This window comes from Burkholderia sp. JP2-270, from assembly GCF_003233675.1.
GTDB classification, from domain to species: domain Bacteria; phylum Pseudomonadota; class Gammaproteobacteria; order Burkholderiales; family Burkholderiaceae; genus Burkholderia; species Burkholderia pyrrocinia_C.
Window position 1 is genome coordinate 1443944 of the sequence record NZ_CP029824.1, and the last position, 11842, is coordinate 1455785.

Genomic DNA, 11842 nt, shown 5'->3' on the forward strand with positions numbered 1-11842 from the left:
ATGGAGGTTTCGTGCCGACGTGCTGTATCTAGCAGTCCAGTAATTCAGGTGTTCGATCTGCGCCGAGAGGCGCATCCGTGTTGCGCTCCCGTCGGGTGCTGCACTTATTCCATTGGTTACACACAGAGGTCGCTCCATGCGCGTCGAACGGGTTCCATACCGCTTGATCACTGTCGCGGCAGCCGCGGTTTTCCTGGCTGCATGCGGAAAAAAAGAATCGGCACCGCCGCCGCAAACGCCGGAAGTCGGCGTCGTCACCGTCCAGCCGCAAGCTGTACCGGTCTTCAGCGAACTGCCGGGCCGCACGAGTGCATTCCTCGTCGCGCAGGTTCGCGCGCGGGTCGACGGCATCGTGCTGCGCCGTGAATTCACCGAAGGCACCGACGTCAAGGCCGGCCAGCGTCTGTACAAGATCGATCCGGCACCGTATATCGCCGCGCTGAACAGCGCGAAGGCGACGCTCGCGAAGGCGCAGGCGAACCTCGTCACGCAGAACGCGCTGGTCGCGCGCTACAAGGTGCTGGTCGCCGCGAACGCGGTCAGCAAGCAGGACTACGACAACGCGGTCGCCACCCAAGGGCAGGCCGCGGCGGACGTCGCGGCCGGCAAGGCGGCGGTCGATACCGCGCAGATCAACCTCGGCTACACGGACGTGGTCTCGCCGATCACGGGCCGCGTCGGCATTTCGCAAGTGACGCCGGGCGCGTACGTGCAGGCGAGCCAGGCGACGCTGATGTCGACGGTGCAGCAGCTGGACCCGGTGTACGTCGACCTCACGCAATCGAGCCTCGAAGGCCTGAAGCTGCGCCAGGACGTGCAGAGCGGCCGTCTGAAGACGAGCGGCCCGGGCGCGGCAAAGGTGTCGCTGATCCTGGAGGACGGCAAGACCTATGCGGAGCCGGGCAAGCTGCAGTTCTCGGACGTGACGGTCGACCAGGCCACCGGCTCGGTGACGATCCGTGCGGTCTTCCCGAACCCGGGCAAGGTGCTGCTGCCGGGGATGTTCGTGCGCGCGCGCATCGAGCAAGGCGTGAACGAGAACGCGTTCCTGGTGCCGCAGATCGGCGTTACGCACGACCAGAAGGGCCAGGCGATCGCGATGGTGGTGAGCGCCGGCAACAAGGTCGAGCCGCGTCCGCTGAAGACGACGGGCATGCAGGGCCAGAACTGGATCGTCGAAGGCGGTCTGCAAGCGGGCGATCACGTGATCGTGCAGGGCGGCGAGAAGGTACGCCCGGGTGCGACCGTGAAGTCGGTGCCGGCGCAGCTCGCACCGGCGGCCGATGCCGCATCGGGCGCCGCCGCCGCAACCGCCGCACCGGCTGCCGCCGGTTCCGGCGCCGCCGCCGCTTCCGGTGCCGCCGCATCGGGCGCCGCGCCGGCGAGTGCCGCCGCCGCGTCGAGCGCGCAATAACAGGGAGCCTGTTTCATGGCAAAGTTTTTTATCGATCGCCCGATCTTCGCGTGGGTGATCGCCATCATCCTGATGCTGGCCGGGGTTGCAGCGATCTTCACGCTGCCGATCTCGCAGTATCCGACGATCGCGCCGCCATCGATCCAGATCACCGCGAACTACCCGGGCGCTTCCGCGAAGACGGTGGAAGACACGGTGACGCAGGTGATCGAGCAGCAGATGAGCGGTCTCGACAACTTCCTGTACATGTCGTCGACGAGTGACGACTCGGGCAACGCGACGATCACGCTGACCTTCGCGCCGGGCACCAACGCCGACATCGCGCAGGTCCAGGTGCAGAACAAGCTGTCGCTCGCGACGCCGGTTCTGCCGCAGGTCGTGCAGCAGCTCGGCCTGTCGGTGACGAAGTCGAGCAGCAGCTTCCTGCTGGTGCTCGCCTTCAACTCCGAAGACGGCAGCATGAACAAGTACGACCTCGCGAACTTCGTGGCGTCGCACGTGAAGGATCCGATCAGCCGGTTGAACGGCGTCGGTACCGTCACGCTGTTCGGCTCGCAGTACGCGATGCGGATCTGGCTCGACCCGACCCGCCTGACGAACTACGGCCTCACGCCGGTCGACGTGAGCTCGGCGATCACCGCGCAGAACGTGCAGATCGCGGGCGGCCAGATCGGCGGCACGCCGGCGAAGCCGGGCACCGTGCTGCAGGCAACGATCACCGAATCGACGCTGCTGCAGACGCCCGAGCAGTTCGGCAACATCCTGCTGAAGGTCAACCAGGACGGCTCGCAGGTGCGCCTGAAGGACGTCGCGCAGATCGGCCTCGGCGGTGAAAACTACAACTTCGACACGAAGTACAACGGCCAGCCGACCGCGGCACTCGGTATCCAGCTCGCGACCAACGCGAACGCGCTGGCGACCGCGAAGGCCGTGCGCGCGAAGATCGACGAGCTGGCACCGTTCTTCCCGCACGGCCTCGTCGTGAAGTATCCGTACGACACGACGCCGTTCGTGAAGCTGTCGATCGAGGAAGTGGTCAAGACGCTGCTCGAAGGTATCGTGCTGGTGTTCCTCGTGATGTATCTGTTCCTGCAGAACCTGCGGGCGACGATCATCCCGACGATCGCGGTGCCGGTCGTGCTGCTCGGCACGTTTGCGATCATGTCGATGGTGGGCTTCTCGATCAACACGCTGTCGATGTTCGGCCTCGTGCTCGCGATCGGCCTGCTGGTCGACGATGCGATCGTGGTGGTCGAGAACGTCGAGCGCGTGATGGCGGAAGAGGGCCTGTCACCGAAGGAGGCGACCCGCAAGGCGATGGGCCAGATCACCGGCGCACTCGTCGGCGTGGCGCTCGTGCTGTCGGCGGTGTTCGTGCCGGTCGCGTTCTCCGGCGGGTCGGTCGGCGCGATCTATCGCCAGTTCTCGCTGACGATCGTGTCGGCGATGGTGCTGTCGGTGCTCGTCGCGTTGATTCTGACGCCGGCACTGTGCGCGACGATCCTGAAGCCGATCCCGCAAGGGCATCACGAAGAGAAGAAGGGCTTCTTCGGCTGGTTCAACCGCACGTTCAACAACAGCCGCGACAAGTACCACGTCGGCGTGCACCACGTGATCAAGCGTTCGGGCCGCTGGCTCATCATCTACCTGGTCGTGATCGTCGCGGTCGGCCTGCTGTTCGTGCGCCTGCCGAAGTCGTTCCTGCCGGATGAAGACCAGGGCCTGATGTTCGTGATCGTGCAGACGCCGTCGGGTTCGACGCAGGAAACGACCGCGAAGACGCTCGCGAACATTTCCGACTACCTGCTGAAGGACGAGAAGGAAATCGTCGAATCGGCGTTCACGGTGAACGGCTTCAGCTTCGCGGGCCGCGGCCAGAACTCGGGTCTCGTGTTCGTGCGCCTGAAGGACTACTCGCAGCGTCAGCATGCGAACCAGAAGGTGCAGGCGCTGATCGGCCGGATGTTCGGGCGCTACGCGGGCTACAAGGACGCGATCGTGATCCCGTTCAACCCGCCGTCGATTCCCGAACTCGGTACGGCCGCCGGCTTCGACTTCGAGCTGACGGACAACGCCGGTCTTGGCCACGACGCGCTGATGGCCGCGCGTAACCAGCTGCTCGGGATGGCCTCGAAGGATCCGACGCTGCAGGGCGTGCGCCCGAACGGCCTGAACGACACGCCGCAGTACAAGGTCGACATCGACCGCGAGAAGGCGAATGCGCTCGGCGTGACGGCGGATGCGATCGACCAGACGTTCTCGATCGCGTGGGCGTCGAAGTACGTGAACAACTTCCTCGACACCGACGGCCGGATCAAGAAGGTGTACGTGCAGGCCGACGCGCCGTTCCGGATGACGCCGGAGGACATGAACATCTGGTACGTGCGCAACGGGTCGGGCGGGATGGTGCCGTTCAGCGCGTTCGCGACCGGTCACTGGACGTACGGTTCGCCGAAGCTCGAGCGCTACAACGGCGTCTCGGCGATGGAAATCCAGGGTCAGGCCGCGCCGGGCAAGTCGACCGGTCAGGCGATGACCGCGATGGAAGGGCTCGCGAAGAAGCTGCCGGTCGGTATCGGCTATTCGTGGACCGGCCTGTCGTTCCAGGAAATCCAGTCCGGTTCGCAGGCGCCGATCCTGTACGCGATCTCGATCCTCGTCGTGTTCCTGTGTCTCGCGGCGCTGTATGAAAGCTGGTCGATCCCGTTCTCGGTGATCATGGTCGTGCCGCTCGGCGTGATTGGAGCGCTGCTCGCGGCGACGATGCGCGGCCTCGAGAACGACGTGTTCTTCCAGGTCGGCCTGCTGACCACCGTGGGCCTGTCCGCGAAGAACGCGATCCTGATCGTGGAGTTCGCACGCGAACTGCAGCAGACGGAGAAGATGGGGCCGATCGAGGCCGCGCTGGAAGCGGCGCGCCTGCGGCTGCGTCCGATCCTGATGACGTCGCTCGCGTTCATTCTCGGCGTGATGCCGCTCGCGATCAGCAACGGCGCGGGTTCGGCGAGCCAGCACGCGATCGGTACGGGCGTGATCGGCGGGATGATCACGGCGACGTTCCTCGCGATCTTCATGATCCCGATGTTCTTCGTGAAGATCCGCGCGATCTTCAGCGGCGAGAAGGAAGACGTCGACGAGGCGCTGCGTCTGGCTCAGGAGCACTCGCACCACGAAGAGAAGCCGGGCAACGGCGACGAAGGCAACAAGGGACAGTGATGATGCAAAAACACGCTTTGACTGCAATCGCGGTCGCGCTCTTTGCCACGGGCTGCACGATGGCGCCGCATTACAAGCGGCCCGACGCGCCCGTCGCACAGGCGTACCCGGCCGGCGGCGTCTACGCGACGCAGCCGGGCGCTGCCGGCGCGCGCAGCGCGAACGGCCAGGCGGCGACCGCCATCGGCTGGCGCGAATTCTTCGTCGATCCGCGCCTGCAGCGGCTGATCGAGATCGCGCTGAAGAACAACCGCGACCTGCGCGTGTCGGTGCTGAACATCGAGGCGGCGCGTGCGCAGTACCAGATCACGCGCGCGGGCCTGTTCCCGACGCTCGACGGCACCGGTACGGGCAGCATCCAGCGATTCCCGGCCGGCGTATCGACGACGCGCCAGCCGCTGATCACGCGCACCTACAACGTCGGGCTTTCGGCGTCGTGGGAACTCGACCTGTTCGGCCGCGTGCAGAGCCTGAAGGACCAGGCGCTCGCGCAGTACCTGTCGACCGCGTACGCGCGGCAGGCGCAGGAAATCTCGCTGGTGTCGTCGGTGGCTGACCAGTACCTGACGCTGCTGTCGACCGACGATCTGCTGAAGGTCACGGAGAACACGCTGAAGTCCGCTCAGGCGCAGTACGACCTGACGAAGCTGCAGTTCGACAACGGCACGGGCTCCGAGCTCGAGCTGCGTCAGGCGCAGACGGTGGTCGAGACGGCGCTCGCGAACCAGCAGGCGCAGGCGCGTGCGCGTGCGCAGGCGCTGAACGCGCTGGTGCTGCTGATCGGCGAGCCGCTGCCGGACGATCTGCCGCCGGGCATGCCGCTCGACGCGCAGAACCTGCTGACGGACGTGCCGGCCGGGTTGCCGTCGGACCTGCTGACGCGTCGTCCGGACGTGATGCAGGCCGAGCAGACGTTGCTGGCCGCGAACGCGAACATCGGCGCGGCACGCGCGGCGTTCTTCCCGAAGATCTCGCTGACGGCGGCATTCGGCACCGCGAGCCCGACGCTCGGCGGCCTGTTCAAGGCCGGTACGGCGGCGTGGTCGTTTGCGCCGAGTATTGCGCTGCCGATCTTCGAGGGCGGTTCGAACATCGCCAATCTCGATCTCGCGCACGTGCAGAAGCGCATCGAGATCGCGAACTACGAGAAGGCGATCCAGTCGGCATTCCGCGAAGTGTCGGACGGGCTGGCCGCACGCGGCACGTACGACCAGCAGATCGCCGCGCTCGAGCGCAACGAGCACGCGCAGCAGCGTCGCTTCGACCTGTCGGACCTGCGTTACAAGAACGGCGTCGACAGCTACCTGTCGGTGCTGACCGCGCAGACGGATCTGTACTCGGCGCAGCAGTCGCTCATCAGCGCGCGTCTGGCGCGCTGGACAAACCTCGTCGACCTGTACCGCTCGCTGGGCGGCGGCTGGGTCCAGCGCGCCGGCGAGACGCCGCGCGCGCCGGATGAGCCGGTCGACTACGACAAGGCGGCCGCCCCGGCGCCGGCGTCGTCGGCGGCAACGAACGGATAAGCGCGAAGCAGCGCGGGAGCGGGCGACTGCTCCTGTCCGTCGAACCGGCGGTATGTGGAAACGACAACGCCACGGACGAAAGTCCGTGGCGTTTTTCGTTACTGCGTGGCGCCGTCGTCCGGCGCGGCGCGATCAGTGGTGCACGTCGGCGGGGCGCCCGTCGAAGTCGTGTCCGGCGCGGCGGATGTCGCAGCGCGCATCCTTTTCGCCTTTCACGCCGTTGAACACGATGTTCAGGATCACGGCCGTGGTCGATGCCAGCAGGATGCCGCTGTGCAGGATCGGTGCGAGCGCGGGCGGCAGCTTCGAGAAGAAGTGCGGCGACACGACCGGCACGAGGCCCATGCCGACGCTCACGGCGACGATGAACAGGTTGTGGCTGTTGTTCACGAAGTCGACCTTCGACAGCACCTTGATGCCGTTCGCGGCCACCATCCCGAACATCACGATGCCCGCGCCGCCGAGCACGAACGGCGGCACCGACGCGACGACCTGCGCCATCTTCGGGAACAGGCCGAGCAGCACGAGGATCACGCCGCCCGTCGCGCACACGAACCGGCTCTTCACGCCCGTCACGCCGATCAGGCCGACGTTCTGCGAGAACGACGTATGCGGGAACGAGTTGAAGATGCCGCCGATCAGCGTGCCGAGGCCGTCGACGCGCAGGCCGCGCACCAGGCGCTCCCGGTCGACCGGGCGATCGACCATGTCACCGACCGCGAGGAACATGCCGGTCGATTCGATGAACGTGACGAACATCACCGTGACCATCGTCGCGATCGACAGCGGGTCGAAGTGCGGCCAGCCGAAGTGGAACGGCATCACGAAGCCGACCCACGGCGCGAGCGACACGCCTTCCGTGTTCACGCGGCCGAGGATGAACGCGATCACGAAGCCGGCGACGATGCCGAGCAGTACCGAGATGTTCGCGATGAAACCGCGGCCGAACTTGTTGATCAGCAGGATCAGCGTCAGCACGAGCAGCGACAGGCCGAGATAGACCGGGCTGCCGTATTCGGGATTGCCGACGCCGCCGGCGGCCCAGTTGATGCCGACCTCCATCAGCGACAGCCCGATCACGGCAATCACGGTGCCGACGACCACCGGCGGGAAGAACCGCAACAGCTTGCCGATCATCGGCGCCAGCACGATGCCGATGATACCGGCCGCGATGGTCGAGCCGAAGATGTCGAGAATGCCGAGGCCGGGGTTCGTACCGATGGCGATCATCGGGCCGACGGCCGCGAACGTGCAGCCCATGATGACGGGCAGGCGGATCCCGAAGATCCACAGGCCCAGCGTCTGGATCAGCGTGGCGATGCCGCACGAAAACAGATCGGCGCTGATCAGGAACGCGATCTGGTCTTTCGGCAGCTTGAGCGCGCCGCCGACGATAAGCGGCACGGCGACGGCGCCGGCGTACATGACGAGGACGTGTTGCAGGCCAAGCGTTACCAGCTTGCCGGTCGGCAGCACCTCATCGCACGGATGGACCGTGTTCGATTGCATCTGTCTCACTCCATGATCTTGTTTTCGGGGTGATACGAAGTTATGCGGAATGAATTCGTGCAACAAGAGCACTGGGTACTATTCCGTTCTTTGCTGGTTCGATATGCCATTTCGGCATGAAACAGGGTGTCGATCATCGGGAAACTGCCGCAGGAGTGAGGTTCCCCGGTTTTATAGCCCTTCAAAATAGCGCCGGCCCCCATGTCAAATATCGGCCTCTTTATGGTGTGTATCGGCGCGGCCGCATAGTGGCAAAAAGGAGTGTCGAAAAATCGCGCCGGGTTAACCCGCGAACGAGCGCTCTTGCACGCAAGGTGCAGCGCGGCGAAACCCGGCTGCCGACCGCGGCTTCCGTGCATCGTATTGCGTTGCGGTGACCGCAAAAGCCGGGGCGAGTATCGCGATCCCGTTATCATCGACACCCGTTCATTCGAATTCACCGTCACGTCATGCGCCTGCTCGGAATCGACCTCGGCACCGGCTCCGTCAAACTCGTCACGCTCGATGCCGACGGCGTCGAGCGCGCGGTTGCGAGCGAACCCTATGCGTTGTCGTCGCCGCGGCCCGGCTGGGCCGAGATCGCACCCGACGCGTGGTGGCAGGCGCTCGTGCGCGCGGCCGCGCGGCTGCCGGCCGGCGAGCGCGCGCAGGTCGCGGCGATCGGCTTCTCGGGCCAGATGCATGGCGTCGTGCTGATCGACGCGGCCGGGCAGCCGGTGCGGCCCGCGCTGCTGTGGCCCGACACGCGCGCGGTGCGCGAAGCGGATGCGGCGGGTTGGCCCGCCGCCCCGAACCCCGTCGCGCCGGGCATGGCGGGCCCGCTGTTGCGCTGGCTGGCCGCGCACGAGCCCGATGCGCTGCGCGCCGCGCGCTGGGCCGTGCAGCCGAAGGACTGGTTGCGCATCGCGCTCGGCGGCGACGTCGCGGCCGATCCGAGCGATGCGTGCGCGACCGCGCTCGCGACGCCCGACGGTGCATGGGATACGGCCTTGATCGACGCGCTCGGCCTGCCGGCCGACCGGTTCGCGCCGGTCCATGCGTCGACTGCGCGCTGTGGCGTGCTCGGTGCGCAGGCGGCCGCGGCGCTCGGTCTGCCTGCCGGCGTGCCGCTGGCGACGGGCGCGGCCGACACCGCATGCGCGGCGCTCGGCAGCGGGCTCGCCGCGGCCGGCGACGCGCTGCTGACGACGGGCAGCGGTGGCCAGATCGTCGTGCTCGCGGATGCGCTGCCGCCCGCGCGGCGCGGGCTGCATCGCTATCGCGCGGCGGCCGGCGGCGGCTATTACACGATGGCCGCGATGCAGAACGTCGGGCTCGCGCTCGAAGCCGTGCGCGGCTGGCTTGGTTATTCGGAATGGGCTCACGCGTATGACGACGCGTTCGCGCAACCGCCGTCGGAACGGCTGTGCTTCCTGCCCTACCTGACCGGCGAGCGTTCGCCGTGGATGAACCCCGATGCGCGCGGCGGCTGGCTCGGCCTCGGGCTCGGCGACACGCGCGGCGCAATGATGCGCGCCGCGTTCGAAGGCGTCGCGTTTGCGTTGCGCGCGGGGCTCGATGCGATCCGCGATGCCGATCGTCGCGACCCGGTGACGACGCTGCGTCTGGCGGGCGGCGGCTCGGTCGATCCGCGCTGGCGCCAGTTGCTCGCCGACGCGCTCGGCGCGTCGCTGCACGCGATCGATTGCCCGAACGCCGCGACGCGCGGCGCCGCGCTGCTCGCGGGCGTCGCGATCGGGCACTGGCGGGAAGATGCGTTGCACGCGCTGGCACCGGCCGCGTCGCCGGTCGCCGCGCCGCGCGACGACCGCCTGCTGGCCGCGCGCCACGCCCGCTTCATCGATCTGTATGCGCGCACGGATGCATGGTTCACGACGGGCGTTTAAACTCGGACACTTGTTCTTTTGCGTCAGCAATGACGCATCGTGGCAAGCCGGCGACCGTTTCCGGCTCGCGGTGTGCGGCGGGAGCGGCCATCATGGCGAGCACGAGATGCTTTTGCCGTGTCGCGCGCGCTGTCGCGCGGCATGGTTTCGACAGCTTTGAACGGGGCCCGGTGCGAATGGGACCTGCGTAAGCGCCGAAGCGCCGCCCCGGGGCAACCTAATTGACAGACAGGAGTGACACGATGAAAACGAAAGCCGCGATTGCATGGAAGGCGGGTGCGCCGCTGACGATCGAGGAAGTCGATCTCGAAGGGCCGCGCGCAGGCGAAGTGCTGATCGAAGTGAAGGCGACCGGCATCTGCCACACCGACTACTACACGCTGTCGGGGGCCGATCCGGAAGGGATCTTCCCGGCGATCCTCGGCCATGAAGGCGCGGGCGTGGTGGTCGACGTCGGCCCCGGCGTCGGCACCGTGAGGAAGGGCGACCACGTGATTCCGCTCTACACGCCGGAATGCCGCGAGTGCAAGTTCTGCCTGTCGCGCAAGACCAACCTGTGCCAGAAGATCCGCGCGACGCAGGGCAAGGGCCTGATGCCCGACGCGACGTCGCGCTTCTCGCTCGACGGCAAGCCGCTGTTCCACTACATGGGCACGTCGACGTTCTCGAACTACATCGTCGTGCCGGAGATCGCGGTCGCGAAGGTGCGCGAGGACGCGCCGTTCGACAAGATCTGCTACATCGGCTGCGGCGTGACGACGGGCGTCGGCGCGGTCGTCTACTCGGCGAAGGTCGAGGCCGGTGCGAACGTCGTCGTGTTCGGCCTCGGCGGGATCGGCCTGAACGTGATCCAGGGCGCGAAGATGGTCGGCGCGGACAAGATCATCGGCGTCGACATCAACCCGAAGCGCGTCGAGCTCGCGAAGAAGTTCGGGATGACGCACTTCATCAACCCGAACGAAGTCGAGAACGTCGTCGACCACATCGTGCAGCTGACCGACGGCGGCGCCGACTACTCGTTCGAATGCGTCGGCAACGTGAAGCTGATGCGCCAGGCGCTCGAGTGCACGCACAAGGGCTGGGGCCAGTCGTTCATCATCGGCGTGGCCGCGGCCGGCGAGGAAATCAGCACGCGTCCGTTCCAGCTCGTGACGGGCCGCGAGTGGAAGGGTTCGGCGTTCGGCGGCGCGCGCGGCCGCACCGACGTGCCGAAGATCGTCGACTGGTACATGGAAGGCAAGATCAACATCGACGACCTGATCACGCACACGCTGCCGCTCGAGCGGATCAACGAAGGCTTCGACCTGATGAAGAAGGGCGAGTCGATCCGCTCGGTCGTGCTGTACTGACCGGGAGCGCACCGTCATGCTCGAACTCGTTTCCTCGCATGCGTGCCACGGCGGCGAGCAGCGCTTCTATCGCCACGATTCGGCGGCGATCGGCCTGCCGATGAAGTTCTCGGTGTACCTGCCGCCGCAGGCCGCGCACGGCCGCGTGCCGGCGCTGTTCTATCTCGCGGGCCTCACCTGCACCGACGAGACGTTCGCGATCAAGGCGGGCGCGCAGCAATACGCGGCGCAGCACGGCATCGCGCTCGTGATGCCCGACACGAGCCCGCGCGGCGCGGGCGTGCCGGGCGAGACCGATGCGTGGGACTTCGGCGTCGGCGCGGGCTTCTACGTCGATGCGACCGAAGCGCCGTGGGCCACGCATTACCGGATGGAGTCGTACGTGACGGGCGAGCTGCGCGAGCTCGTCGCGGCCGAGCTGCCGATCGACGGCGCGCGGCTCGGGATCTTCGGCCACTCGATGGGCGGGCACGGCGCGCTGACGCTCGCGCTGCGTCATCCCGGCCTGTACCGGTCGGTGTCGGCGTTCGCGCCGATCGCCGCGCCGACGCGCTGCCCGTGGGGCGAGAAGGCGTTCTCGGGTTATCTCGGCGACGATCGCGACGCGTGGAACGCGCACGACGCGAGCGAGCTCGTCGCGCGAGCCGATGCGCCGAAGTTCGCGGACGGCATCCTGGTCGACCAGGGCCTCGCCGATCAATTCCTCGCGAACCAGCTGAACCCCGACGTGTTCGAGGCCGCGTGCGCGAAGGCCGGCCAGCCGCTGACGCTGCGCCGCCATCCGGGCTACGACCACGGGTACTACTTCATCTCGACGTTCATCGCCGATCACATCGCGCATCACGCGCGCGTGCTTGCACGATGAGCGGGAAGGGAAGCAGGTAACGCACGCATCGCCGCACGCGATTGCGGGCGCATAAAAAAACGCCGGCGCTGCCCTCGGGC

General features: G+C 67.0%; 7 protein-coding genes. 6 read left to right on the forward strand and 1 reads right to left on the reverse strand.

The window, feature by feature from the left end:
- Positions 1-136 precede the first annotated feature (136 nt).
- Genes DM992_RS06925 through DM992_RS06935 form a run of 3 tightly spaced genes read left to right on the forward strand, consistent with a single transcriptional unit; the run spans position 137 to position 6153 of the window.
- Positions 137-1414, forward strand: a complete 1278-nt coding sequence (locus DM992_RS06925; protein ID WP_111016210.1) for an efflux RND transporter periplasmic adaptor subunit — start codon at positions 137-139, stop codon at positions 1412-1414.
- A gap of 15 nt (positions 1415-1429) precedes the next feature.
- Positions 1430-4630, forward strand: coding sequence for an efflux RND transporter permease BpeB (gene bpeB / locus DM992_RS06930; protein ID WP_111016211.1), 3201 nt, complete (start codon positions 1430-1432; stop codon positions 4628-4630).
- Entirely contained in the window at positions 4630-6153 is a 1524-nt protein-coding gene (locus DM992_RS06935) for an efflux transporter outer membrane subunit (RefSeq protein ID WP_111016212.1), read from the forward strand. Before bpeB ends, DM992_RS06935 begins: the two co-directional genes overlap by 1 nt.
- Positions 6154-6285: 132 nt before the next feature.
- Here the strand turns inward: DM992_RS06935 and DM992_RS06940 are convergent, their stop codons facing one another.
- Complete coding sequence (locus DM992_RS06940; protein WP_162631600.1) at positions 6286-7662, reverse strand: nucleobase:cation symporter-2 family protein; 1377 nt, start codon at positions 7660-7662, stop codon at positions 6286-6288.
- A gap of 449 nt (positions 7663-8111) precedes the next feature.
- On the opposite strand from DM992_RS06940, the gene DM992_RS06945 reads away from it, so the two are divergent.
- From DM992_RS06945 to fghA, 3 genes are all read left to right on the forward strand, one after another.
- The gene (locus tag DM992_RS06945; protein ID WP_111016214.1) at positions 8112-9548 is read left to right on the forward strand and encodes an FGGY family carbohydrate kinase; all 1437 of its coding nucleotides are present in this window, start codon (positions 8112-8114) and stop codon (positions 9546-9548) included.
- A 242-nt stretch (positions 9549-9790) separates the two neighbouring features.
- Positions 9791-10897 carry an S-(hydroxymethyl)glutathione dehydrogenase/class III alcohol dehydrogenase gene (locus tag DM992_RS06950; RefSeq protein ID WP_006406473.1) on the forward strand — a complete coding sequence of 369 codons (1107 nt, stop codon included), beginning with the start codon at positions 9791-9793 and terminating at the stop codon, positions 10895-10897.
- 16 nt (positions 10898-10913) lie between these two features.
- A complete protein-coding gene (gene fghA, locus DM992_RS06955) occupies positions 10914-11762 on the forward strand; it encodes an S-formylglutathione hydrolase (RefSeq protein ID WP_111016215.1) in 849 nt (282 codons plus the stop codon).
- The last annotated feature ends 80 nt before the right edge of the window (positions 11763-11842 follow it).

Bases quoted from the DNA above. Each gene is read 5' to 3' on its own strand.
- DM992_RS06925 (WP_111016210.1), top strand. From the start codon at position 137: ATGCGCGTCGAACGGGTTCCATACCGCTTGATCACTGTCGCGGCAGCC.
- bpeB (WP_111016211.1), top strand. From the start codon at position 1,430: ATGGCAAAGTTTTTTATCGATCGCCCGATCTTCGCGTGGGTGATCGCC.
- DM992_RS06935 (WP_111016212.1), top strand. From the start codon at position 4,630: ATGATGCAAAAACACGCTTTGACTGCAATCGCGGTCGCGCTCTTTGCC.
- DM992_RS06940 (WP_162631600.1), bottom strand. From the start codon at position 7,662: ATGCAATCGAACACGGTCCATCCGTGCGATGAGGTGCTGCCGACCGGC.
- DM992_RS06945 (WP_111016214.1), top strand. From the start codon at position 8,112: ATGCGCCTGCTCGGAATCGACCTCGGCACCGGCTCCGTCAAACTCGTC.
- DM992_RS06950 (WP_006406473.1), top strand. From the start codon at position 9,791: ATGAAAACGAAAGCCGCGATTGCATGGAAGGCGGGTGCGCCGCTGACG.
- fghA (WP_111016215.1), top strand. From the start codon at position 10,914: ATGCTCGAACTCGTTTCCTCGCATGCGTGCCACGGCGGCGAGCAGCGC.